Here is a 23,258-nt window from a genome sequence, read left to right as displayed (position 1 = left end):
CGCCCCCATCCCCGACCATGCTTTTTTTTGAGCAGTCGAAGTTCGAGTGTTTGCTCCGCCACAACCTCTTTCAGATCATGAGCTTCGCGCCGCAGTTCCTTGACCTCGTCGGGGGTCGCCGCTCGTGCTGTGTCACCGGCAAGCCGCTTCTTTCCAGCTTCCATGAAGTCTTTGGACCACTTGTCGTAAACGCCTTGGGAAATCCCTTCACGGCCGCAAAGCTCAGCAATGCTATCTGCGCCGCGCAGGCCATTCAGCACGATCCGGATCTTCTCTTCAGCTGAATACTGTTTGCGGGTTGCCCGTTTGATGTCTTTGACGACCTTCTCGCCGGGGCTCTTACTTGTCTTGCTCATCGTCCACTCCTCAGTGGTTACGATGAGCCAAGAACACTCCCTTATCAAACATCGCTATTTGGACCCATAGGCGCTGACGTCAGACATGGCGCATCAGGTTGCGACAATGGTGCAGCGTGGTTTGCAGCGCGAACGCATTGAAACCAGATAGCTGCTATCAACCCTGGAACTGCTCCCCCGCCCAATCTCTTGCAGCTGCGGCTGCCTTCAGCATCTCAGCAATGACCGGGCGATAGGATTATCAAAGCAGGCGAAACAGCCAGAACTTTGCTGCAGCGCATCCTAGCGGGCGATCACGATATCCGCCTTGAGGCCACCCAGATCGGCGCTTTCGCCCAGACGCAGAGTGCCGCCATGGGCGCGGGCTGTATCCGCCACAATGGCCAGCCCCAGCCCGACACCAGACCCCCGGTTCTGGTTCCGGGCCGGGTCCAGGCGCGTAAAGGGGCGCATCGCGTCGCCACGCAGCTCTGCAGGGATGCCGGGCCCGTCGTCTTCGACCCGGATCCGCATGGATTTATCTGTCACGGCAACCGATATCCGGGCGCAGGCACCATAGCGCACCGCATTGGAGATCAGGTTTGCCACTGCGCGGCGCATCGGCTGGCGGCGCAGCAAAACCTCCCCGGTTCCGCTCATTTCCCCTAGCACCACCTGTTTCTCCTGACGCTGCCAATCGCTGATGATGTCACGGACCAGCTCTTGCGGGTCCACAAGCTCGGGTTCGCTGACCGCCGCACCACGGGAGAAATCCAGGAATGCATCCAAAAGCGCCTGCATCTCATCGACATCGCGCAGCATCGGCGCGGCGTCTTCTTCATCCAGCATTGCCAGCTCCAGCTTCATCCGCGTCAGCGGGGTGCGCAGGTCATGGCTTACGCCCGACAGCATCAGCGTGCGCTGTTCAATCTGGCGTTCGATGCGGGCGCGCATGTCCAGAAACGCGCTTCCTGCAGCCCGCACTTCCGTTGCTCCGGCCGGTGAATACGGCACTGCGCGGCCGCGGCCAAAAGCTTCTGCGGCATTGGCCAGCCGCTTGATCGGACGCAGCTGATTGCGCATGTACAAAAAGGAGATCATCATCATCAGAAAGCCAAACAGCAGCATGGTGACAATCAGCTGGTGCGGCGCCGCTGCGGTCACTCTTCGGCGGTCAAAGCTCAGCTCAACCAGCCCATGGGCAGTGCCAAAGTAAACCAAAACCATCCGGTCCGACAAAAACCTTGCGGCCAAAAAGCCCGGAAAAGTCTTTTCCAGCTCCTCTCGCACGACCCGGCCCGAAAATTCGATCAGACTGAACCTATCCTCAGGCAGCGGCGCACCCGGTGGCAGAAATCGCGCCTGCATCTGCAAAGGCTGCAGCAACGGGGCAATCTGCACCAGTGCTGCCTCCTGATCCGGTGCTGCATCCGCGATCTGGCGCAGCAGCTCCATCTCACGCTGGATGGTTGCGGTCATCTGCACCGTCACATCCTCGAGGTCGCGCTTGATGAACACAACAGAGATCACAATCTGCAGCGCCACGATCGGCACCACCAGGATCAGGGCCGCCCGGGCATAAAGGCTGCGCGGCATATATCGTTTGAGCCATTGGAAGAACATGGGCTAAGCCTATAGGGCGCCGGGGAAAGAGGGAAGATTGCCCAGGCCGTGAAACAGCAATAGGGCAGAACTATGCAGGCACCGGACGATTTCAACCCGCAACCAGGCCTGGCAGAGGAGCTGGAGCCGGGCCTGCGCCGCATCCTGGCACCGAATCCATCGCCAATGACCTACCGGGGAACCAATACATACCTGCTTGGCACCGGTGGGCTGGCGGTGATTGATCCAGGCCCGGATTCGGAGGCACATCTTGCCGCGATCTTGGCTGCAGTGACGCCCGGCCAGCAGATCACCCATATCATTGTGACGCACAGCCACCTGGACCATTCGCCGCTTGCCCGCAGGCTGAGCAAGGCAACTGGTGCGGCAGTTTATGCATTCGGCGGACCGCAAGCCGGACGCAGTCAGGTGATGGCCCGTCTCGCGGCACAAGGGCCAGCCGGCGGCGGCGAGGGCATCGACAAAGAGTTCGCTCCCGATATCACTGTCGCGGATGGCGCCGTTATCAGCGGCGATGGATGGGCGCTGGAAGTGATCCACACACCCGGCCATCTCGGCAACCACATCGCACTGGCCTGGGGCGACGCCTGCTTTACTGCCGATCACGTGATGGGCTGGGCCAGTTCGCTGGTGTCGCCGCCGGATGGCGACCTGACCGACTTCATGGCCTCCTGCCGCCGCCTGCAGCAGCGCAGCTGGCGGGTCTTTCACGCCGGACATGGCGCGCCGATCACCGATCCGGCCGAACGCCTCGACTGGCTGATTGCGCACCGGGAATCGCGTGAGGCCGCGATTCTGGCCGCCTTGGCACAGGCCCCTGCCACGGCCCGCAGCCTGGCAGAGCAGATCTACACTGAAACGCCACCTGCCTTGCTCAACGCTGCGGAACGCAATGTCCTGGCGCATCTCGTCGACCTTACAGGCCGCGGCCAGACGACCCCGCACGGCGCCCTTTCGGCCACTTCGGTCTTTGCGCTCAGCCACGGCTAATTTTTTTGAAAAAGTGTCCGGTGCCCTCTGGACGGTCCAATTCGGGACCGCTATACGGCACAGACCGTTCCGGCGTAGCTCAGCGGTAGAGCAGTTGACTGTTAATCAATTGGTCGTAGGTTCGATCCCTACCGCCGGAGCCATAAAAAGCCCTCAAGCTTATCGCTTGAGGGCTTTTTTGCAATTATGTGCTGCCAACACCATTTCACCCCCTGGCCGCTTTCCAAGGATCTTATGTCTATATATAAAGCCATTTAGCCATTTTATTGGAGGCAGCATGGCCGCACCCCGGGCAAACATGAGCTATCGCGACATCAAGCAGGTGGTGCTGGATCGCATCCACAACAAAATCTGGGCTCCGGACAGCCTGCTGCCAAGTGAAATCGACCTGGCTGCGGAGTTCTCCAGCACCCGCACCACCGTCAACCGGGCGCTGCGGGAACTGGCAGAGGAAGGTTACCTGGAGCGCAAACGCAAAGCCGGCACCAGAGTCCTGAATGCGCCTGTTAGAAAAGCACAGTTTGCGATTCCGCTGATCCGGGATGAGATTTCAGAAACCGGGGCTGATTATCGTTACGCTCTGGTCGAACGCGCTGCCATGCCAGCGCCCGGCTGGCTTTCAGCCAGGATGAACATCGCCCAGGGCTGCGAGGTTTTATACCTCAGATGCATGCACTATGCGGGCAATGCGCCGTTTCAGTATGAAACCCGCTGGATCGTTCCGGACAGCATTCCTGAGGTATTGGAGGCGGATTTCTCCTGCTCCGGCCCAAACGACTGGCTGGTCCAGAAAGTGCCGTTCACCAATTTGGAGCTGAGTTTTCTGGCCACCAAGGCCGACCAGCCGGTTGCCGAATTTCTAGACACCCAAGTGGGCGAACCGATTTTCACCACCGAGCGCATCACCTGGCTGCGCAGCAAGCCTGTCACCCTGGCCAAACTATTTTTCGCCCCGGGCTACAGGATGACAACCCACCTTTGAGAGCAGATGCATACAGGAATTGGCGCCATCTGAGCCCCGGCACCACACTGCGGCCCAAGCCTCCAAAATTTTTCTGTTTGCACGAATTTTTCCTCTGGACGCAGCTAGCTGGAAATCCTATACGACGCCACATGTTCCGGCGTAGCTCAGCGGTAGAGCAGTTGACTGTTAATCAATTGGTCGTAGGTTCGATCCCTACCGCCGGAGCCAAAGAATTCAAGGGCTTAGCGTTTCACCGCTAAGCCCTTTTCTTTTCAGCATCGACATCGGCCAGCAATTGCAGAAGCGGCCAGTTTACACGGTATGACCTCGCCGCCAGGCACCTTTGCACCTGGCCGCATGTGCTTCAGTTTCAACTATTGGGGCGCACCCGCGCTGCAGTCTTGTTCGCAAAGGCCTCCAGCCGCTCCCGTGCTGCGGGCTGGGTGTTCACTACACCGGCCACTACTGCCTCGGCATAAGCCGCATCCATCCCGGACATATTGTTCAAATGGCTGATTGCAGAGCAGATCGCATAGTTTGTCAGCGGCAGGTTTTCGGCAATCTTGTCCGCCAGTTCCAACGCCCTGTCAAAACTGGAGCCTTCGGTGATGTATTGCGCCAGCCCCAGATCGACGGCCTCCTGGCCCTGATAAACACGGCCGGTCAGAATCATGTCGATCATCCGGTATTTTCCGATCATGTCAGACACCCGGATGGTGGCACCGCCGCCGGTGAAAATCCCCCGCTGGCCCTCTGGCAGCGCGAAATAAGTGCTCTGGTCGATGACCCGGATATGCGCTGCACTGGCCAGTTCCAACCCGCCGCCCACAACCGCGCCCTGCAAGGCAGCGATCACCGGCACCCCGCCGTATTCCATCTTGTTGAAAGCTTCATGCCAGCGCAGGCACACATGCATGAAGTCATCGGGGCTGCGGTCTGCCTTCCAATGTTCAACCAGATCAAGCCCCGCACAGAAATGATCCCCCTTCCCGGCCAGCACAACGGCCTTCACACCATTGCGATGGGCGCTGCTGAAGAAGCTGACCAATTCCTCGATGGTGGCTTCATCCAGCGCGTTGCGCTTGGTTGGCCGGTTCAGCCGGACGATGCTGACGCCGTTGTCCTGCTGTTTAATATCCAGGTTTTCATAAAGGTGCGCATTTGCCGCTTGGGTCATGGATTCGGCCTTTTCTTCGGTTCCGGCACAGAACTGTGCCGCTGTTGCTAAATATTCAGAGAGTGAGCGCGGCATCGCCAAGGCTGGCGCTGCCATCGGTAATGCGCTGGCTTTCGGCTGTGCATTCCACCAGGATGTGCTGTGCGTAAAACACTGCCGTGGCGATTTTCCGCGTCATGAAGGGCGTGTCTTCGCCCTGCTCCAGCTTGGCGGTTGCGGCCAGCACAGAGCGGCCCAACTGCCAGGCCGTGGCAAGATTGCCTGTCAGCATCAGGAATGGAACACTGGCGCCATAGGCTGCATTCGGGTCCTTTTCTGCGGTTTGCAGCAGCCAGTCCAGACTGGTCTCAAACATCCCTCGCGCCTGGCCCAGCCGTTTTGCCACGGCTTGCCCCTGGACAGTCCCGGCCAGCAGTTTCTGCTCTGTGTCTGCCACCAGCGCGGCAAAGCGGCGGGCAGTTGCACCGCCGTCCCGCAGCACCTTGCGGCCCAGAAGGTCGTTGGCCTGGATCGCAGTGGTGCCTTCATAGATCGGCAGGATTCGTGCGTCGCGGTAGAATTGGGCGACCCCTGTTTCTTCAATGAACCCCATGCCGCCGTGCACCTGCACCGCCAAAGAGGTCACCTCCAGGGACCGTTCTGTGCAGAAGGCCTTGACCAGCGGCACCAGAAATTCGGCCATATCCTCGGCCTCAGAACTGCCTTGCCCGGCCAGATCCAGCCAACCCGCTGTGGCAACCGCCAGCGCCCGCCCGCCTTCGGTCAAGGCCCGCATCCGCAACAGCATCCGCTGAACATCCGGATGACGGATGATCGACACGGCATCCTTGGCGCTGCCATCCACAGGGCGGCTTTGGACACGCTCCTGTGCATATTGCATGGCATGCTGACAGGCCCGTTCCGACACGGCTACCCCTTGCACGCCAACAGAAAAGCGCGCGGCGCGCATCATTACGAACATATATTCCAGGCCGCGATTTTCCTCTCCGACCAGAAAACCGGTCGCGTCATTGTATTCCAGCACGGCTGTCGGGCTGGCGCGGACCCCCAGCTTGTGTTCCAGGCTGATGCAAGTGACCGCATTCCGGCGGCCCGGCGTGCCATCTTCCTTCACCAGGAACTTGGGCACGATAAACAGGCTTAATCCTTTGGGGCCTGCCGGGGCACCTGGGGTGCGCGCCAGCACCAGGTGAATGATGTTTTCCGTCAGCCCATGCGCACCGTAAGTAATGAAAATCTTGGTGCCGGAAACGGCATAGCTGCCGTCACCAGCCGGTTCCGCCTTGCAGCGCACCCTGCCCAAGTCACTGCCAGCCTGTGGCTCGGTCAGGTTCATGGTGCCGGACCATTGACCAGAAATCATCCGCTGCAGATACAGCTGTTTCTGTGCATCCGACCCGGTCAGCAACAGCGCCTCTACTGCACCATCGGTCAAAAGCGGGCACAGGCCGAAACTCAGGTCAGCAGCATTCAAGACTTCGGTTGCAGCCGCCGCAGCCGCACGCGGCAGGCCCATGCCACCGAACGCCTCCGGATGCGGCAGGCTCTGCCAGCCCATCTCTGCAAACTGCGCATAGGCCTGCCTATAGGCTTCGGGCAGCACCGCCTCTGCCCCCTCCAGCCGCGCTCCGGTCTCATCCCCGATCCTGGACAGTGGCGCAATGACATCCGAACAGAACCGTCCCAGCGCATCCAGCGCGGCTTCAACATCCGCCAGCTCAATGCCGCCGCCTGCCGCATCCGGTTCGGGCATCGCTGCCAAATGCTCAATATTGAACATGATATCACGAATGGGTGCCTGATAGGTCATTTCCGCCGCTCCGGATTACTGTTCTTTCATGCCAGATACGCATTGTAAGATGCAGGTTCCACGTTCAAAATAGACAACATCCTTTCCTAAAGTGACAATCCACATTGACAGCCGCACAGCCCACCGCACCAGAGGCCGCCAGCCTTGCAACCCTGTCACCGCAATTTGCCGGGGATTGGATCGATGCGCTGCGGCTGTGCTGCAAGGACTGCCAGCTGAAGTCCCTTCTCAAGCGGTCCGGGCTGAACCTGTCAGACGGGCAGCTGACCCATCGGGTCACTCTGGATCAAATCGTCCGGCTGTATCAGATCGCCGCTGTTGAAACCGGTGACGAGATGACCGGTCTCTGGAGCCGCCCGGTGAGACCCAGAGCCCTGCAGCACCTGCTGACCACCGTCCGCGAGGCCAGCACACTGCCCGCTGCGCTGCACCGGTTTTCCACCTTCTGGAACCTGTTGCTGGACGACTACCAGGTTCACCTTATGGAAGACAGCACCGGCAGCGGGCTGCAGCTGGTGCCCCAGGGCACATCAACGGTTCAGCGGTTCGGTCACATGCTGATTCTGAAACTGGCGCATGGGCTGCTGTCATGGCTCGCAGGATACGAAGTGCCGGTCCACGCAGTTCATTTCGCCTTTGACCGTCCCGGTTTTGCACAGGACTACGCGGTCATTTTTCCGGCTCCCGTCAGTTTCGGCGCACCCTGCTCGTCGATTTCCTTTGAAGCCGGGAGTCTTGGCCTGCCCGGCCGCCGCAGCAACGCAGAGCTGAACACATTCCTGGCCCGTGCCCCCCGGGACTGGATTTTCACCGGGTTCCGCGAACATACTCAGTCTTTGAAAGTGCGGGAATTTCTGTATCGGAGCAGCTGGGAAAATTGCCATCTGGCAGAGACAGCGCAGGCGCTGAGTGTCACCCCCAGAACCTTGATGCGGCGGCTGGATGCAGAAGAGACTTCTTTTCAAGCCATCAAGGATGGGCTGCGGCGTGATCTGGCAATCCGGGATTTGCAATCAGGCCTAAAGAGTATCGAGGAGATTTCCCAGGACACCGGATTTTCCTCTGCGGCCAATTTCCACCGGGCTTTCCGCCGCTGGACCGGGGCTCCGCCAAGCGCCTATAAACCTCCCGCAGCTTAAGCACCCGCTGGCATTTCTGCATTGCAGGCACAGCCGCATTGGCCGGACATGCCGCTGTCCACCCCCGAACTTGAACCGCAGCCTGCGTCAACGCGGCGGAGTGAAACTTGGGGAGACCGCGGATTCTTTCGTGACAAAGGACAGTTGCACCAGTAGAAACAAACCATGAACACCCCTATTTCCTCGATCCGAAACCTTGGCCCCGCCTATGAGGAAGCTTGCCGCCAAGCTGGCATCGCCTCAGCTGAGGAATTGCGCGCGATTGGCGCTGATGCGGCCTATGCCAAACTGTTGGAAACCGGTACCCGGCCGCATTTCATCGGCTATTACGTTCTGGTTATGGCGTTGCAGGGGCGTCCCTGGAACGATTGCAAAGGCACGGAGAAGGAGGAGCTGCGCAAACGCTTTGACGCCATCAAAGCAGAGACGCGCCCGCAGCACAGCTCAGAACTGCTGGCTGAACTGGACGCGATCGGCGTACGGGCAACGCCGGCTGATCTGAAGATGTCCGAATCTCCGCCGCGCTGACGCTCAGCCCCTGCCAAAGGAAAAGGCCGCCCCAACAGGGACGGCCTTTAATTTTACCGACAATCTTGTGGCTTAGCCGACCAGCTCGAGGCCGGAGAAGAAGTAAGCGATTTCCACTGCTGCGGTTTCCGGAGCGTCGGAACCGTGCACGGAGTTTTCGCCAACCGATTCAGCAAACTCGGCGCGGATGGTGCCTGCCGCGGCATCTGCCGGGTTGGTGGCGCCCATCACTTCACGGTTCTTGGCAATGGCGTTCTCGCCTTCCAGAACCTGGGCGACGATCGGCGCAGAAGCCATGAATTCGCACAGTTCGTCGTAGAACGGACGCTCAGCATGCACCTTGTAGAATTCGCCCGCCTGGGCTTTGGTCAGGTGGATGCGCTTTTGCGCAACAACACGCAGGCCAGCTTCTTCAAACTTGGCGTTGATTGCGCCGGTCAGGTTGCGGCGGGTTGCATCGGGCTTGATGATCGAAAAGGTGCGTTCCAGAGCCATCGGGTGATCTCCTGAAAAAGGTTTCATGTCAGTTCTGCTGCGAAAACCAGCATAGCGTTCCGGCGCCGGGTAACATGGCTTTGGCGTCATGGAAAGGGGGGAGTTTGCCCGCCACCCAGCTTTGCGGCTTTTTTCGGGTGCTTTCAGCCGGCCTCAGGCAGCGGCTCCAGCCGGTCAATCCGAAGCACATATAATGCCGAAGCCATCGCCAGACTGTTGGTTCCCAGAATAACCCCCAATACCGCAAAGGGTGCGTTTTCCGGCGAAACCAGGGCCCCGGTTAATGTGGTCAGCACGGCGCCCACGGCAACCATCATGGCTCCCGATAATCCCGACGCGCTGCCAGCCAGCGCTGGCCGCACGGACATCAATCCTGCGGTGGCATTGGCAATTGTCAGCCCGTTTCCGAACCCGACAAAAACCGCCGCACCAAAAAACACCCAAAGCGACCCCAGCCCGGCCGAAAACAGCAACAGCCCGCCAATGGGACCGGCAAGCGCAAAGCAGCGCCCGGCAATGATCAGGGACAGCAGCCCAACCCGTGACACCAGCCGTCCGGTCACAAAATTGCCGGCCATAAACCCCCATGTGATGATCCCGATCCCCAGCCCCAGCATTGCCGGGCTGAGCTCGAACCAGGCCTCGGCCACCATTGGCGCCCCGGTGATAAAGGTATAAAAGCCCCCCACCGAAAAAGACGCGCAGAAGCTGTATCCCCAGAACCGGCGCGATGAGAACAGCTTGGGATACGTCCGCATCTGTGCTGCGAATGTGGCCGAGCGCTGGCTGTTGGTCTCGCCCCAGTCGCCCCAGCAGACCATCAGCATGACACAGCCCAAAAGCGAATACAGAACAAACCCCGAGCGCCAGCCAAAAGCCATATCCAGGAACCCGCCCAGCATCGGTCCCAGCATCGGCGCCAGCGCCATGGCCATCGATATATAGCCCAGCTTGCTTGCGGCCTCGGCGGTGGAATGCATATCGCGCACTGCAGCACGGCTGACCACGGCCCCGGCAATCACAGCCCCCTGCAACAGCCGGAAGCTCAGGAACACCCAGATATCCTGCGCCAGCACGCAGCCGATGGATGCAACCATGAAGATCATCAGCGACACCAGCATCACAGGCCTGCGGCCGTAGCGGTCCGACAGCGGCCCCATCGCGATCTGCAGCACCGCCGAGACTGCCAGATAGGCCGCAACTGACAGGTTGGCGAGTGCGTAATCGACCTGAAACTCCCCTGCGATCCGCCCCAGTGACGGCAGAAACATATTCGTCGACAACACCGCCAGACCTGTCACCAGGATCAGAGTGGCAATATGCGGCGGTGTCCGGACAGGGCGCATTCAGAAAAGACCGTCTGATAGGTGATGAATGGAATAAAATCAGCGTCATCAGACACAGCAGCTCTGCGGCTGTCAATGCCGCTGGCGGCACACACATCTCTCTGCTAAGAGCCGGATATGCTACGCATTCAGGACATCACTTATTCGGTCGCAGGCCGCCCGCTGATCGAGGGCGCATCCGCCACCATTCCAACCGGCCACAAGGTCGGGCTGGTCGGGCGCAACGGCACCGGCAAAACTACCCTGTTCCGGCTGATCCGGGGCGAGCTGGTGCTGGAGACCGGCAGCATCTCTCTGCCCTCCAAGGCCCGCATCGGCGGTGTGGCACAGGAAGCGCCAGCCTCGGATGTGTCGCTGGTCGAGACCGTGCTGACCGCCGACACAGAGCGTACCGCCCTGATGGCAGAGGCGGAAACCGCCACCGATGCGGCCCGCATCGCCGAAATCCAGACCCGCCTGTCCGATATTGACGCCTGGTCGGCCGAGGCACGCGCCTCCGCGATCCTCAAGGGCCTGGGCTTTGACGATGAAGACCAGAAACGTCCCTGCGCCGATTTCTCTGGTGGCTGGCGGATGCGGGTGGCGCTGGCAGCGGTGCTGTTTGCCCAGCCTGACCTTTTGCTCCTGGACGAACCAACCAACTACCTCGACATTGAGGGCGCGCTGTGGCTGGAAAGCTATCTGGCGAAATACCCGCATACGGTGGTGATCGTCAGTCACGACCGCGGACTGTTGAACCGGGCTGTCGGCGCGATCCTGCATCTGGAAGACAAGAAGCTCACCCTTTACCAGGGCAACTACGACACCTTCGCCGAAACCCGCGCCGCCCGTATTCTGGCGGCACAGGCGGAAGCCAAAAAACAGGATGCCCGCCGCGCCCACCTGCAAAGCTTTGTGGACAGGTTCCGGGCCAAGGCCACCAAAGCGGTGCAGGCCCAGTCGCGCCTGAAAATGATCGCCAAGATGAAGCCAATCACCACGCCGCAGGAAGCCGCCCTGCGCGCCTTCACTTTCCCTGAGCCAGAGGAAATGTCGCCTCCGATCATACATCTGGAAGGCGGCACAACCGGATATGGCGACACGGAAATCCTGAAACGGCTGAACCTGCGGATCGATCAGGACGATCGCATCGCTCTGTTGGGCAAAAACGGTCAGGGCAAATCGACACTTTCCAAGCTGCTCGCCGACCGGTTGCCCTTGATGTCGGGTAAGATGACACGGTCTTCCAAGCTGCGCATCGGCTATTTCGCCCAGCATCAGGTGGATGAGCTCTACGTTGACGAAACCCCTATCGAACACCTGCGCCGCCTGCGCCCCGATGAAGCACCTGCCAAACTGCGCGCGCGGCTTGCAGGCTTTGGCCTGGGGGCGGCGCAGGCCGAAACCGAAGTCGGGCGCCTGTCAGGCGGGCAGAAAGCACGGCTGAGCCTGCTGATCGCCACCCTCGACGCGCCGCATATGCTGATCCTGGATGAGCCGACAAACCACCTGGACATCGAAAGCCGCGAGGCGCTGGTGGAGGCACTGACCGCCTATTCAGGCGCAGTGATCCTTGTCAGCCATGACATGCATCTTCTTGGCCTTGTGGCAGACCGGCTGTGGCTGGTCGCAGGCGGCAGTGTCAAACCTTTTGATGGCGATCTGGAAAGCTACCGTGCTTTGCTGCTGGCCCGCGACAAGCCTGCGCCCAAGGCAGAGACACCCAAACCCGCCAAGCCCAAACGTGCCTCCCGCGATATGCTGCTGGGATTGCGCTCCGAGGTGCGCAAATCAGAGGCCCGCGTCGAAAAGCTCAGCGAAATGCGTGAAAAGCTTGACGAAAAGCTCGCCGACCCTAGCCTGTATGAACCGGGCAAGGCGGGCGATATTCAAGTCTGGCAAAAGAAACACGCCGAGTGCCTGGAGGCGCTGGAACGGGCCGAAGGTTTGTGGATGGAGGCGCTCGAAAAACTGGAGCAGGCTGAGACACAATGATAGACACCGCATTTCTGATCACGTCTTTCGTCACCCTCTTTGTCATCGTCGATCCGATTGGCCTGACGCCAGTCTTCATCGCCCTCACTCAGGGCATGCCCTCTGCCCGGCGCCGTTCCATCGCGCTGCGGGCAACGGTTACCGCAGTCATTCTGCTGGCGATCTTCGCCGCACTGGGCGAGGCGGTTCTGGGGTTCATCGGCATTTCCATGCCCGCCTTCCGTGTCGCTGGCGGCGTGCTTCTCTTCCTGACCGCACTCGACATGCTGTTTGAGCGCCGCAACAAACGGCGTGAAGACCGCAGCGAAGAAGATGACTTTGACGATCCTTCCGTTTTCCCGCTGGCAATCCCTCTAATGGCCGGCCCCGGCTCAATTGCAACCGTCATCCTGCTGACAGGCCAGCAGCCCGGCATTGCGGGCTTTGCCATGGTCATGGGCGTTGTGATCGCCGTACTGGCGATCCTTCTGGTGATGTGCCTGTTCTCAGGCCTGTTTGAACGCATGCTGGGGAAAATCGGCATCACCGTTGTCACCCGACTTCTGGGCATGCTTCTGGCGGCACTTTCGGTTCAGTTCGTGCTCGACGGTCTGCGTGACTTCGGCTTTGCAGGCTAGCAGAACGCGCTACCGCACCTACATTACCTTCAGGAGGTGAGCGCATGGGCGAATATGAAATCGGGCAGTTTGTCTATCTGATTGTCCTGCTGATCGCCGTCGGCTCCTGGGTGTTTGTTCAGAACCGCCAGAGCCTCGGCAGGACACTTCAGATGTTCGCGGTCTGGGGCTTCATCTTCCTTGGCGTCATCGCCTCTTACGGTCTGTGGGACGACATCCGCCAGACTGTCCGCCCGCAGCAAAGCGTGTCCGTGGATGCAGGGCGGGTTGAGGTGCCCCGGTCCCCGGACGGGCATTACTACCTGACCCTCAGCGTCAACGGCGCCCCGGTTGAGTTTCTGGTCGACACCGGCGCCACCCAGATCGTTCTCAATGAAAAGGATGCCAGGCGTGCGGGCATCGACACGGAAAACCTCGCCTATCTTGGCCGCGCAATGACTGCCAACGGCGAGGTAAGGACTGCCTCGGTCCGTGTGGACGACATCTCGCTCGGCGGCATTTCCGACAGCAACCTGAGGGTCTGGGTCAACGAGGGCCAACTGGACAAATCCCTGCTTGGCATGGGCTATCTGCAACGCTGGTCCAGCATCGAAATCCGCAGCGGCGCGCTGATGCTGACCCGCTGACCCTATTAGGGCCCCAGGCTTTGCATCAAGGTCTTTTGCAGACAGCAAGCCCGGCTTCTTTCTGGTCACCAATACCCTGGGGTGAATTGTCCCCAAAGGGACAAGAGGGGCAAAGCCCCTCCCCGTCAGCCGTTCTGCGGTGACAGGATGAAACCTGTTATCGGATAGACCCGCCCAAAGGCGCCCGGATTGCTTTCCAGCCGGACCGCAGACCAGTCGTTCTTTTCAGAGACATCAATCACTGCCATGCCAAGCGAGACTTTATTGCGCTGCCAATTGGCATGATTGACCCGGATTCTGCGCGCGTCCTCAACTTTCGAAACGACGGCGACATGCCCCAACGGATTGGAACGGGTGGCGCTGAATGCCATGACCGCGCCAGGCTGTGGTTCCTTGCTGCGGCTGTATTGCCCACTGGCCTGCGCCCACCAGGTCTTGGCATTTCCAAAAATTTCAATGCCGCTGGCATTGCGGGCAAAGGGCACGCACCAGACACGGCGGCCCTTGGATTGCAGGTACTGAACTTCCTGGACCGCATATTCCAGCCGCGCGGCGTCAACTTCTGCCCGGCTGACGGACCCATTCTGGAGGTCGCCGCAATTGGCCAAAACAAGCAGGCCGGCGCCAACAATAGAAAGCAGCCGCAGCCGCTTGACCGCATGTCCGAAATTCATCCGTCCCCCCAGTATTCTGGCCCAGTTTTCTGGTCGATTTCCGGTTTTCCGGAATTTGTGCAGGCAGGAATAATGGGTGAGTGATTAAAAATCGAGACATTGTTGCCCATGTGAAACATCCCACACAGGACTTCGGCGGTTTTCTGCCAAAGGCCGGGTTCAAAACCGGCAACCCGCCTATTTCTCGGCTTTCTTTTCCCAGCGACCGCTTTCCTCTGACCAATACTGGGCAGAACACCCCGCATCAGTCAGCGCTTTCCATTGCGTGCGGGCATGCTGCACAGCCTCGGGATCGGTGCCGTCAAACAGGATGCAGACACGGCTCAGCGCCTGCACTTCCACAGAACTGACAGCAGCGCCATCCACCGCCATCACGCAATCCGGGCTATTGGCCGCTTCCGGTCCTGCTGTCAGCAGGACCGGCTGCAAGGCATCATGAGGGCCACCCGCCAGCCCGTGCGCCAGAAAGCTGTCTTCCGGACCATGCCACAGGCGATCATCCAGCCACCCCATGCGCTCCGGGTCGCGGCCGCGCACCGCGATGCGCCAGCCCGCCCCGCGCGCCTTGTCCAGAAGGACCGGCAAGGTCTCTTCCAACGGCCTGCGCGTCAGATGGTAGAAATAGGCAGATCCCATAAGGTATTATTCCGCCTCAAACTTGTCCGCGACCAGCCGGTTCAGCGCCATCACACCCCAGCCGGTGGCCCCCTTGGGCGCATATGACGTGTCAGACTTCACCGAAGCGACGCCTGCGATGTCCAGATGGATCCAGGGCATTCCGTCCTGAATGAACCGCTGCAGGAACTGCGCTGCGGTGATCGACCCTGCTGGGCGGCCGCCCACGTTCTTCATATCGGCAATGCGCGACTTCAGCTGATCGTCATAGGCCTGCCCCAACGGCATCCGCCAGGCGCCTTCATCCTCGGATTTTGCAGCCTTCAGGAACGCGTTGCACAGATCGTCATCATTGGAGAAGACGCCGGCATTTTCATGCCCCAGTCCGATTATGACAGCGCCGGTCAGGGTTGCCAGATCAATGACGCCTGCCGGTTTGAACCGTTCCTGCGCGTACCAGAGCACATCACACAGCACCAAACGCCCTTCGGCATCCGTGTTGATGATCTCGACCGTATCGCCTTTCATCGATTTCACCACATCGCCCGGACGGGTGGCATTCCCGGACGGCATGTTTTCCACCAGGCCGACCAGCCCGACCACATTGGCCTTGGCCTTACGCAGCGCCAGCGCCTTCATGGTGCCGGTCACAACGCCCGCGCCGCCCATGTCCATGGTCATGTCTTCCATGCCTGCAGCCGGCTTCAGGGAGATACCGCCGGTATCAAACACCACGCCCTTGCCGACCAGCGCCAGCGGCGCTGCCCCCTCATCGCCGCCCTGCCATTGCATCACCGCCACCTTGGAGGGGCTGTCCGAGCCCTGGCCGACGCTCAGCAGCGTGCGCATGCCCAGCTTTTCCAGCTCTGCCTCTTCCAGAATCTCGACCTCCAGGCCGATCTCTTTCATTTCCTCAATGCGGCGGGCGAATTCAGTGGTGGTCAGAACATTTGCGGGTTCATTGACCAGATCGCGGGTCATATGCACCCCTTCGGCCAGGGCCAGCAGCGGCGCACAGGCAGCTTCCAGATCAGCAGGCGTCTTTGAGGTCACCACGACTTCGCCCCCTGATGTCTCCTCCTTCGGAGATTTATGGTCGTCAAAGGTATAATCCCGCAACGCCATGCCCAGCGTCAGATCCGCGGCCTTGTTCATGCTGCCCGCCATCACGGTCAGCCGCTTGCCTGCGGCGACCTTGGCCAGCTTGGCACCTGCCTGCCGCGCCTCCACAGGGGTCAGTTTGCGCGGCAGCACCAGCACATCCAGCGCCTCGGCCTGCATGCCTGCCGGCCAATTCAGCGAAATCACGTCTCCCGCTTTGGCCTTCTTGAACCCGTCTGACTCTATCAGTCTGGCAATGCCGCCTTTGGCCATCCGGTTGGCGCTGCGCGCAGCCTGATCCATGCTGCCCTCCGGCGTCACCAGGACCGCCACTCGGCCAGTCATCTCAGCCATCGCCTTAGGGTCGTAATCGGCAAAACGGATCGGGGTAAGGCTGCTCATCTTCGCGGACTCCTGCTGAATTCATGTGGTTCTTGCCACCAGAGGTATCCTGCCCGGCTGCGCTTGGAAAGAGCCTGCTCTGCAGGATGCGCTCTGCGGTCTCTCGCCAATCATGGCTTCCGGTGAGAATGCAGTTTTCCCCGCCAATCAAATCCACTAAGGTCCGCCGGAATATCAATGGCAAGATCTGGGGGGATCGGGTGTCACGCTACGACAGATATGTCCTGTCACAGTATCTGCTCTTCTTCGGCTTCTTTGCCCTGATTCTGGTGGCCGTGTTCTGGGTCAACCGGGCAGTTGTCCTGTTTGATACGCTGATCGGAAACGGGCAATCTGCGCTGGTGTTTCTGGAGTTTACCGCACTCACCCTGCCCAATCTGATCCGCATGGTGCTGCCGATCGCCGCCTTTGGCGCTGCGGTGTGGGTCACCAACCGGCTGAACAGCGAAAGCGAGCTGACCGTCCTGCGCGCCACCGGTACCAGCCCGTGGCAGATGGCCCGCCCTGCGCTGGCCTTTGGCGTCATTACCGCGCTGATGATGTCGGCGCTAACCCATTATCTTCTGCCCGCTTCGATCAGCCAGCTGGAGCAGCGCGAAAGCGAGGTCTCCCGCAACATCACCGCCAAGCTGCTGAGCGAAGGCGATTTTCTGCACCCGGCCGACGGCGTTACCTTCTACATCCGCCAAATTGACCCGGACGGCACTTTGAACGATGTCTTCCTGTCGGACCGCCGGGACCCCGCCGTTACGGTCACCTACACCGGCACCCGCGCGTTTCTGGTGCGGGACGGCGACAATGCGCATCTGATCATGGTCGAAGGCATGGCACAGCGGCTGGACCATACCACCCAGCGGCTATCGACCACTTTGTTCTCAGATTTTTCCTATAATATCAGCTCTTTGGCGCGGAAATCCGAGAATCCGGCGCGCAAAATCCGCGCCATTCCCAGTCTGGAACTTTTGACCCGCACCGCAAGCATTACTCAAAGCGACGGGCATTCTGCGGGGGCCCAAGCCGAAGAGCTGCACCTGCGCTTTGCCCGCGCATTGGTTTGCATCGCAGTGACATTGATTGGTTTCGCTTCTTTGATGCTGGGCACCTTCTCGCGCTTCGGCGTCTGGCGTCAGGCCTTCCTGGCCTTTGTCGTGCTGATCTTTATCGAAGGCTTGCGCGGCGTGGTTTCAGAGCCGGTGCTGCAAAACCCCAGTCTGTGGCCGCTGATTTACCTGCCGGCCCTGCTGGGCCTGGCTGTGTCGCTGGTCTTTTTGATCCTGTCCGCCCGTCCCAAGCGGATCGGAACACCGGCGCCGGAGGCCGCGGCATGAAGCTGGATATCTACTATGCGCGCCGCTTTCTGCAGTGGTTCCTGGTCATTGTTGCGGTGCTGATGACGCTGGTGGTGCTGATCGACCTGAATGAGCAGGTCCGCCGGTTCGAAGCCGCCGATCTCAGCCTTGCACAGCTGGTCGGGCTGACATTCCTGAACATTCCCGCCGCACTAAGCGAGTTTCTGCCTCTGATCATGATTCTCAGCACCATCGTGTTGTTTGTCGGACTGGCTCGCAGCAGTGAACTGGTGGTCACCCGCGCCATTGGCCGCTCCGGCATCCGTGCTCTGGCCGCGCCGGTGCTGATGGCCGCAGGGATTGGCGTCCTTGCTGTCACCACGCTCAATCCCATTGCTGCCGCGACGGCCAACCGGTATCAGGATCTGGCTGAAACCTACCATAACGGCGGCCCCTCGGCGCTGTCGCTCTCTGGCGAGGGCCTGTGGCTGCGCCAGGGCGGGCTGCGCGGACAATCTGTCATTCACGCAAAGGGTTACAGCGGTGATCCCGCCAACATAACTCTGCATAATGTGTCGATCCACGCCTATACCAACACAGGCGGCCCCATTCGCCGTATTGTTGCAGACAGCGCCCGGCTGGATGGCAGCAACTGGGTTCTGACAAACGCCAAGGCCTGGCCGCTGGCCGCCGGGCTCAACCCTGAAACCGGCGCCGGTAAATTCGACGAGCTGCACCTGCCGACAACGCTGACCACCGACCGGATCCGCGACACATTGGGCACCGCAAGCGGCATCTCGATCTATGACCTGCCCGCCACCATCCGCGAATTGTCTGCCGCAGGTTTCGCCACCAAACGCTACGAGGTGCGTTACCAGGCCGAACTGGCCCGGCCGCTGTTCCTGATCGCGATGGTGCTGGTTGGCGCAGCCTTCACCATGCGCCACGCCCGCTTTGGCGGCACCGGGCTGGCGGTGCTGATGGCGGTGCTTTTGGGATTCGGGCTTTATTTCATCCGCAATTTCGCGCAAATCCTTGGCGAGAACGGGCAAATTCCTGTCGCACTGGCGGCCTGGGCACCGCCTGCTGCCGCAATACTATTGACCTTGGGACTGCTTCTCCATGCCGAAGACGGGTAATCTGCGCCGCGCTCTGCTGCTTTCTGTCGTGCTGCCCTGGCTGGCGCTGTCCGCGCCCGCGCTGCATGCTCAGACAGCCCTGTCGCCGGATCCGGCCCAGCCCGCGATGCTGGTTGCAGATCACGTCTTTATCACGCCGGACCGAACCCTGGTGGCAGAAGGCAATGTCGAAGCCTTCCAGGGAGATATCCGCCTGCGCGCCCAGAAGATCACATTTGACCGGACCAGTGGCACCCTGCAGATCCAGGGGCCGATCCGCATTGACCAGGACGGCGACATCACGATTCTGGCCAATGCCGGGGAGCTGGACCAGGATTTGCGAAACGGCCTGCTGACCGGTGCCCGAATGGTGTTCCAGCAGCAGGTGCAGCTGGCCTCGCTGCAGATGACGCGGGTCAGCGGCCGCTACACACAACTGTATAAAACGGCTGTTACCTCCTGCCATGTCTGCGATGACGGCCGCCCGCCGCTTTGGCAGATCAGGGCTGAGCGCGTCACCCATGACCAGCAGGAACGGCAGCTTTACTTTGAAAGCGCCCAGCTGCGAGTGCTGGATGTCCCGGTCTTTTACTTCCCGGCAATCCGCCTGCCCGATCCTTCGCTGGAAAGGGCCAGCGGCTTTCTGGTGCCTTCGGTCCGGTCCACCTCGAACCTCGGCACCGGGCTGAAAGTCCCCTATTTCTTTGCTCTTGGCCCGCACAAAGACCTGACCGTGGCGCCCTATCTCTCGTCCAGCACAAAGACACTGGATCTGCGCTATCGCCAGGCCTTCCGCCGCGGCCGGATTGAATTCAACGGCGCCTACACGCGGGACGATCTGTTCCCGGGTCAGGACCGCGGCTACATCTTCGGCGAAGGGCAATTCGACCTGCCGCTCGGCTACCGGTTCACCTTCGATGTCAAAGCCGTTTCCGATGATGCCTATCTCGAAGACTACGGCCTGCCCGATCTTGACCGGTTGCGTTCGCGAGCAGAACTCGACCGGGTGCGCCGCGACAGCCTGTTCCGCCTTTCGCTGACCCATTACAAAACCCTGCGCGACAGCGAAGTTCAAAGCGATATTCCCTCCGGTATTGTCGAAGCATTCTACCAGAAACGTTACTTCCCTGCCGTGACCGGCGGTGAAATACGCCTGACGGTCCAGGGCCACGGTCATCACCGCAGTTCCGGCATTTCGGCGACATCGACAGACGCCAACGGCCGCGATCTCGCCCGGCTGAGCACCGATATAAGCTGGCACCGGACCTGGAAGCTGAGCCACGGCCTTTTGGCACAGGCTGAGCTGGGCGCCGCTGCGGATGCTTTCCGCGCTTTTGATGATGCTTTTTTCACCGAAGACGTCACCCGCCTGACGCCCCGCGGCAGCCTGACATTCCGGTTGCCTATGTCACGGCGCGAAGCCGGCGGTGCCAGCCAATATCTGGAACCAATCCTGCAACTGGGCTGGCGCGACGAAGGCGGAAGCGCTGCGATCAGCGAAGAAAGCCGGTTTGTCGAATTCGACCAGGGCAACCTGCTGTCCCTGTCACGTTTCCCGGCAACCGATGCGCATGAGGATGGCTTTACCCTGGTCTATGGCGCCAACTGGGCCCGCTATTCCCCCGATGGCTGGCAGGCTTATGCCACCGTCGGTCAGGTTTTGCGCAGCGAGGGCGACACCCGGTTCACCAAAAGCTCAGGTCTCAGCGGCACATCTTCGGATCTTCTGCTGGCCGGCCAGATCAAATTCGGCGACGGCCTGGCGATTTCCAGCCGCGGCCTTTTGAACGGGTCTCTGAACTTCTCCAAAGCCGAAGTGCGCGGCGAATGGCACACAGATCGCTCCAGCCTCTCCGGCACCTACCTGTGGCTTGGCACGGACCCGGACGAGGAGCGCCTTGAGGAAACCTCAGAGCTCTGGGTCGACGGACGTTACGACATCAACCCCAGCTGGTCTGCCAGCGCCCGGCTGCGGTATGACATTTCCGACGCCCGCGCCACCCGTGCGGGGCTCGGACTGGCCTACCAGAACGAGTGCGTAACGGTCGACCTTTCAGTCAACCGCCGCTATACCTCAACAACAAGTGTTGAGCCGACAACCGATTTCGGCTTTACCATCTCCCTTAGCGGTTTCTCCGTAAAGAGCGGCAACAAACAGTACAGGCGGTCATGCAGCAAGACGTGAATACCCGGTTCCCGGCTCCCTTTCTTTCCCGTGCTTTCAAATCTGCAGCAACAGTGGCGCTTGCCGCGGGGCTGTTGCTGACCGGCTTGCCGGCAGGTGCACAGAATCTTTTTGCGCCTGCAATCACCGTGAATGACGAGGTCATCACCCGCTACGAGCTGGAACAGCGCGCCCGCTTTCAAGCGGCGCTGCGGGTGCCGGGCGATCCGCTGGAAACCGCCCGTGAAGAGCTGATCAACGACCGGCTCAAACTGGAAGTCCTGAAACAAGTCGGCCTTGAACTGTCTGACGAAGACGTCACAGCCGGCATGGAAGAACTGGCGGGCCGTGCCAATCTGTCGCTGAATGAATTCCTGTCGGCCTTGCAACAGCAGGGCGTGGCTCCGCAAACTCTGCGCGATTTCACCAAGATCGGCCTGGGCTGGCGTGAATACACCCGCGCCCGCTTCCTGGCGCAGGCCCGTCCGACGCCGGAAGAGATCGACCGTGCGATGGGCACGGCCGGCTCCGGCAGCGTCCAGGTGCTGCTGAGCGAATTCATCGTGCCGATCAATGAACAGAACGCAGCCCAAGTAGAAGAGCTGATCGAACAGGTTGCGCGTCTCAAGGGCTATGACAGCTTTTCCGCTGCAGCCGCGCAATACTCCGCAGCTGCCAGCCGCAACGAAGGCGGCCGCCTGCCCTGGATGCCGCTGACCAAGCTACCGCCGCAGCTGCAGGAAATCGTTCTAGCCCTGAAGCCGGGCGAAATCTCCGAGCCAACGCCGCTGCAAAACGCGGTGGCGCTGTTCCAGATGCGCGGCGTACGTGAAGTAGAAGGCGCGGCTCCGCGCTATACTGCAATTGAATATGCGGCCTACTACCTGCCGGGCGGCCGCACTCCCGAAGGGCTTGCAGCAGCACAGAAAACCGTGAACAGCGTCGACACCTGCGAAGATTTCTATGGCCTTGCCCAGGGTCAGGACCCGTCGGTGCTTGAAATCCAGAGCCTGCCGCCTGCGGATATCCCGCGTGACATCGCATTGGAACTGGCCAAACTCGACCCGAATGAGACCTCGACCGCACTGACCCGCAACAATGGCCAGACCCTGATGGTTCTGATGCTCTGCGGCCGCACTGCTGATCTCGGCGAAGGCGCCAACCGCGAAACCGTGGCCAACGCGCTCGCCTCGCAACGGATGGGCTCGCTCACCCAAAGCTATCTGGAACAGCTGCGCGCCGACGCGCGGATCGACATCAAATGACCCACTCCGGGCCTGTTGCGCTCAGCTGCGGCGAACCCGCAGGCATCGGCCCGGAAATCGCCGTCAAGGCCTGGGAGACACTGCGCGGGGACTGCCCGTTCTTCTGGATCGGGGATCCGCGCCATCTGCCCGCAGGCACACCTGTCCGGGAAATCGCAGCCCCTGCCGAAGCCGCAGCAGCCTGCACGGACAGTTTTCCAGTGTTGCCCCTGGCCTTTGACGGCTCGGACCGCAAAGGCCGCGCCGATCCTGCCAATGCCACAGGCGTCATCCAATCCATCAAAACCGCTGTGTCGCTGGTCCAATCTGGCCAAGCCTCTGCCCTCTGCACCGCCCCCATCCACAAAAAAGCGCTGATCGATGGCGCCGGTTTTGCCTATCCCGGCCATACTGAGTTTCTGGCAGCACTGGCAGGATGCGAACGAGTTGTGATGATGCTGGCCAGCGAACAGCTGCGGGTGGTGCCTGCAACCATCCATATCGCCCTGTCTGATGTGCCCAAGGCGCTGACGCCGGAAGGCGTGCGCGAAACCATCGAAATCACGGCAGCAGGCCTGCGCCGCCAGTTCGGCCTTGCTGCGCCACGCATTGCCGTTGCGGGCCTCAACCCGCACGCAGGCGAAGGCGGCGCCATGGGCCGCGAAGAGCTGGACTGGATCAACACCCTGATCAGGCAAATGCAGACCGAAGGGCTGGACGTCACTGGCCCGCATCCGGCTGACACCCTGTTCCACGCCGCCGCCCGCGCCCGCTATGACGCAGCGGTCTGCATGTACCACGACCAGGCCCTGATCCCGATCAAGACGCTGGATTTCGACCGCGGCGTAAATGTGACTCTGGGGTTGCCGTTCATCCGCACTTCGCCTGACCATGGCACCGCCTTTGACATCGCAGGCACCGGCCAGGCCAATCCTTCCAGCCTGATCGAAGCGCTCAAGCTGGCCCAGCGGATGGCTGCCGGCACTTGATTCTTCTTCTGGCGGCAAATATCCCCGCCGGAGGCATG

The 23,258-nt window shown here is 60.7% G+C and carries 21 protein-coding genes and 2 tRNA genes; 14 read left to right on the top strand and 9 right to left on the bottom strand.

Annotated elements, in window-relative coordinates; genetic code table 11:
- Together ACP151_RS08175 and ACP151_RS08170 are read right to left on the bottom strand one after the other, a co-directional pair.
- Positions 1 to 356: transposase (locus tag ACP151_RS08175; RefSeq protein ID WP_424978388.1), on the bottom strand; the 356-nt coding region annotated here is incomplete at its 3' end.
- A gap of 282 nt (positions 357 to 638) precedes the next feature.
- On the bottom strand, positions 639 to 1,958 hold the full coding sequence (locus ACP151_RS08170) for an ATP-binding protein (RefSeq protein WP_424978387.1): 1,320 nt from the start codon (positions 1,956 to 1,958) through the stop codon (positions 639 to 641).
- A 72-nt stretch (positions 1,959 to 2,030) separates the two neighbouring features.
- Between ACP151_RS08170 and ACP151_RS08165 the strand changes: the two genes are divergently transcribed.
- The 4 genes from ACP151_RS08165 to ACP151_RS08150 all read left to right on the top strand — a co-directional run bounded on the left by ACP151_RS08165 (position 2,031) and on the right by ACP151_RS08150 (position 4,140).
- A complete protein-coding gene (locus ACP151_RS08165; RefSeq protein ID WP_424978386.1) occupies positions 2,031 to 2,948 on the top strand; it encodes an MBL fold metallo-hydrolase in 918 nt (305 codons plus the stop codon).
- Positions 2,949 to 3,016: 68 nt separating this feature from the next.
- A tRNA-Asn gene (locus ACP151_RS08160) sits at positions 3,017 to 3,091 on the top strand.
- A gap of 155 nt (positions 3,092 to 3,246) precedes the next feature.
- Positions 3,247 to 3,930, top strand: a complete 684-nt coding sequence (locus ACP151_RS08155) for a GntR family transcriptional regulator (protein WP_424978385.1) — start codon at positions 3,247 to 3,249, stop codon at positions 3,928 to 3,930.
- Positions 3,931 to 4,065: 135 nt separating this feature from the next.
- Positions 4,066 to 4,140, top strand: a tRNA-Asn gene (locus ACP151_RS08150).
- 142 nt (positions 4,141 to 4,282) lie between these two features.
- Here the strand turns inward: ACP151_RS08150 and dmdD are convergent.
- Together dmdD and ACP151_RS08140 are read right to left on the bottom strand one after the other, a co-directional pair.
- The gene (dmdD, locus tag ACP151_RS08145) at positions 4,283 to 5,089 is read right to left on the bottom strand and encodes a methylthioacryloyl-CoA hydratase (RefSeq protein WP_424978384.1); all 807 of its coding nucleotides are present in this window, start codon (positions 5,087 to 5,089) and stop codon (positions 4,283 to 4,285) included.
- Positions 5,090 to 5,144: 55 nt separating this feature from the next.
- Positions 5,145 to 6,899 (bottom strand): acyl-CoA dehydrogenase, encoded by a 1,755-nt coding sequence (locus ACP151_RS08140; protein WP_424978383.1) that lies wholly within the window; start codon positions 6,897 to 6,899, stop codon positions 5,145 to 5,147.
- 104 nt (positions 6,900 to 7,003) lie between these two features.
- Here ACP151_RS08140 and ACP151_RS08135 point away from each other — a divergent pair, with 104 nt between their 5' ends.
- On the top strand, positions 7,004 to 8,038 hold the full coding sequence (locus tag ACP151_RS08135) for an AraC family transcriptional regulator ligand-binding domain-containing protein (RefSeq protein WP_424978382.1): 1,035 nt from the start codon (positions 7,004 to 7,006) through the stop codon (positions 8,036 to 8,038).
- A 165-nt stretch (positions 8,039 to 8,203) separates the two neighbouring features.
- The gene (locus ACP151_RS08130) at positions 8,204 to 8,566 is read left to right on the top strand and encodes a TfoX/Sxy family protein (RefSeq protein WP_424978381.1); all 363 of its coding nucleotides are present in this window, start codon (positions 8,204 to 8,206) and stop codon (positions 8,564 to 8,566) included.
- 72 nt (positions 8,567 to 8,638) lie between these two features.
- On the opposite strand, the gene ndk is transcribed toward ACP151_RS08130, so the two are convergent.
- Both ndk and ACP151_RS08120 read right to left on the bottom strand, forming a co-directional pair.
- The gene (ndk, locus tag ACP151_RS08125; RefSeq protein ID WP_019298521.1) at positions 8,639 to 9,061 is read right to left on the bottom strand and encodes a nucleoside-diphosphate kinase; all 423 of its coding nucleotides are present in this window, start codon (positions 9,059 to 9,061) and stop codon (positions 8,639 to 8,641) included.
- A gap of 143 nt (positions 9,062 to 9,204) precedes the next feature.
- Entirely contained in the window at positions 9,205 to 10,407 is a 1,203-nt protein-coding gene (locus ACP151_RS08120; RefSeq protein WP_424978380.1) for a multidrug effflux MFS transporter, read from the bottom strand.
- 117 nt (positions 10,408 to 10,524) lie between these two features.
- Here ACP151_RS08120 and ACP151_RS08115 point away from each other — a divergent pair, with 117 nt between their 5' ends.
- The 3 genes from ACP151_RS08115 to ACP151_RS08105 are packed head-to-tail and all read left to right on the top strand — an operon-like array spanning position 10,525 to position 13,624.
- Positions 10,525 to 12,381 (top strand): ABC-F family ATP-binding cassette domain-containing protein, encoded by a 1,857-nt coding sequence (locus ACP151_RS08115; RefSeq protein ID WP_424978379.1) that lies wholly within the window; start codon positions 10,525 to 10,527, stop codon positions 12,379 to 12,381.
- Complete coding sequence (locus tag ACP151_RS08110) at positions 12,378 to 12,998, top strand: MarC family protein (protein WP_424978378.1); 621 nt, start codon at positions 12,378 to 12,380, stop codon at positions 12,996 to 12,998. Before ACP151_RS08115 ends, ACP151_RS08110 begins: the two co-directional genes overlap by 4 nt.
- Before the next feature lie 44 nt (positions 12,999 to 13,042).
- Positions 13,043 to 13,624, top strand: a complete 582-nt coding sequence (locus ACP151_RS08105; RefSeq protein WP_424978377.1) for a retropepsin-like aspartic protease family protein — start codon at positions 13,043 to 13,045, stop codon at positions 13,622 to 13,624.
- Positions 13,625 to 13,749: 125 nt separating this feature from the next.
- Here ACP151_RS08105 and ACP151_RS08100 read toward each other — a convergent pair whose 3' ends face one another.
- From ACP151_RS08100 to ACP151_RS08090, 3 genes are all read right to left on the bottom strand, one after another.
- The gene (locus ACP151_RS08100; RefSeq protein WP_424978376.1) at positions 13,750 to 14,298 is read right to left on the bottom strand and encodes a CHAP domain-containing protein; all 549 of its coding nucleotides are present in this window, start codon (positions 14,296 to 14,298) and stop codon (positions 13,750 to 13,752) included.
- A 177-nt stretch (positions 14,299 to 14,475) separates the two neighbouring features.
- Positions 14,476 to 14,934, bottom strand: coding sequence for a DNA polymerase III subunit chi (locus tag ACP151_RS08095; protein WP_424978375.1), 459 nt, complete (start codon positions 14,932 to 14,934; stop codon positions 14,476 to 14,478).
- Between the two features lie 6 nt (positions 14,935 to 14,940).
- A complete protein-coding gene (locus tag ACP151_RS08090) occupies positions 14,941 to 16,416 on the bottom strand; it encodes a leucyl aminopeptidase (protein WP_424978374.1) in 1,476 nt (491 codons plus the stop codon).
- A 200-nt stretch (positions 16,417 to 16,616) separates the two neighbouring features.
- Between ACP151_RS08090 and lptF the strand changes: the two genes are divergently transcribed.
- The 5 genes from lptF to pdxA are packed head-to-tail and all read left to right on the top strand — an operon-like array spanning position 16,617 to position 23,220.
- Entirely contained in the window at positions 16,617 to 17,744 is a 1,128-nt protein-coding gene (gene lptF, locus ACP151_RS08085; RefSeq protein ID WP_424978396.1) for an LPS export ABC transporter permease LptF, read from the top strand.
- On the top strand, positions 17,741 to 18,844 hold the full coding sequence (gene lptG, locus ACP151_RS08080; protein WP_424978373.1) for an LPS export ABC transporter permease LptG: 1,104 nt from the start codon (positions 17,741 to 17,743) through the stop codon (positions 18,842 to 18,844). Before lptF ends, lptG begins: the two co-directional genes overlap by 4 nt.
- The gene (locus ACP151_RS08075; protein WP_424978372.1) at positions 18,828 to 21,008 is read left to right on the top strand and encodes an LPS-assembly protein LptD; all 2,181 of its coding nucleotides are present in this window, start codon (positions 18,828 to 18,830) and stop codon (positions 21,006 to 21,008) included. Before lptG ends, ACP151_RS08075 begins: the two co-directional genes overlap by 17 nt.
- Complete coding sequence (locus ACP151_RS08070; RefSeq protein WP_424978371.1) at positions 20,993 to 22,252, top strand: peptidylprolyl isomerase; 1,260 nt, start codon at positions 20,993 to 20,995, stop codon at positions 22,250 to 22,252. The genes ACP151_RS08075 and ACP151_RS08070 overlap by 16 nt, the downstream gene beginning before the upstream one ends.
- Entirely contained in the window at positions 22,249 to 23,220 is a 972-nt protein-coding gene (pdxA, locus tag ACP151_RS08065; protein WP_424978370.1) for a 4-hydroxythreonine-4-phosphate dehydrogenase PdxA, read from the top strand. Before ACP151_RS08070 ends, pdxA begins: the two co-directional genes overlap by 4 nt.
- The last annotated feature ends 38 nt before the right edge of the window (positions 23,221 to 23,258 follow it).

Source organism: Leisingera sp. S232, assembly GCF_049800895.1.
Lineage (GTDB): Bacteria > Pseudomonadota > Alphaproteobacteria > Rhodobacterales > Rhodobacteraceae > Leisingera.
Note: the sequence above shows the minus strand (reverse complement) of the source record. Positions and strands in the feature narration are given on the sequence as shown.

What these genes read in the sequence shown, in the direction of transcription:
- ACP151_RS08105 (WP_424978377.1), top strand. Translation starts at nt 13,043, where the DNA reads ATGGGCGAATATGAAATCGGGCAGTTTGTCTATCTGATTGTCCTGCTG.
- ACP151_RS08165 (WP_424978386.1), top strand. Translation starts at nt 2,031, where the DNA reads ATGCAGGCACCGGACGATTTCAACCCGCAACCAGGCCTGGCAGAGGAG.
- ACP151_RS08095 (WP_424978375.1), bottom strand. Translation starts at nt 14,934, where the DNA reads ATGGGATCTGCCTATTTCTACCATCTGACGCGCAGGCCGTTGGAAGAG.
- dmdD (WP_424978384.1), bottom strand. Translation starts at nt 5,089, where the DNA reads ATGACCCAAGCGGCAAATGCGCACCTTTATGAAAACCTGGATATTAAA.
- ACP151_RS08130 (WP_424978381.1), top strand. Translation starts at nt 8,204, where the DNA reads ATGAACACCCCTATTTCCTCGATCCGAAACCTTGGCCCCGCCTATGAG.
- ACP151_RS08110 (WP_424978378.1), top strand. Translation starts at nt 12,378, where the DNA reads ATGATAGACACCGCATTTCTGATCACGTCTTTCGTCACCCTCTTTGTC.
- ACP151_RS08075 (WP_424978372.1), top strand. Translation starts at nt 18,828, where the DNA reads ATGCCGAAGACGGGTAATCTGCGCCGCGCTCTGCTGCTTTCTGTCGTG.
- ACP151_RS08100 (WP_424978376.1), bottom strand. Translation starts at nt 14,298, where the DNA reads ATGAATTTCGGACATGCGGTCAAGCGGCTGCGGCTGCTTTCTATTGTT.
- ACP151_RS08070 (WP_424978371.1), top strand. Translation starts at nt 20,993, where the DNA reads ATGCAGCAAGACGTGAATACCCGGTTCCCGGCTCCCTTTCTTTCCCGT.
- ACP151_RS08120 (WP_424978380.1), bottom strand. Translation starts at nt 10,407, where the DNA reads ATGCGCCCTGTCCGGACACCGCCGCATATTGCCACTCTGATCCTGGTG.
- pdxA (WP_424978370.1), top strand. Translation starts at nt 22,249, where the DNA reads ATGACCCACTCCGGGCCTGTTGCGCTCAGCTGCGGCGAACCCGCAGGC.
- lptG (WP_424978373.1), top strand. Translation starts at nt 17,741, where the DNA reads ATGAAGCTGGATATCTACTATGCGCGCCGCTTTCTGCAGTGGTTCCTG.
- ACP151_RS08115 (WP_424978379.1), top strand. Translation starts at nt 10,525, where the DNA reads ATGCTACGCATTCAGGACATCACTTATTCGGTCGCAGGCCGCCCGCTG.
- ACP151_RS08140 (WP_424978383.1), bottom strand. Translation starts at nt 6,899, where the DNA reads ATGACCTATCAGGCACCCATTCGTGATATCATGTTCAATATTGAGCAT.
- ACP151_RS08170 (WP_424978387.1), bottom strand. Translation starts at nt 1,958, where the DNA reads ATGTTCTTCCAATGGCTCAAACGATATATGCCGCGCAGCCTTTATGCC.
- ACP151_RS08090 (WP_424978374.1), bottom strand. Translation starts at nt 16,416, where the DNA reads ATGAGCAGCCTTACCCCGATCCGTTTTGCCGATTACGACCCTAAGGCG.
- ndk (WP_019298521.1), bottom strand. Translation starts at nt 9,061, where the DNA reads ATGGCTCTGGAACGCACCTTTTCGATCATCAAGCCCGATGCAACCCGC.
- ACP151_RS08155 (WP_424978385.1), top strand. Translation starts at nt 3,247, where the DNA reads ATGAGCTATCGCGACATCAAGCAGGTGGTGCTGGATCGCATCCACAAC.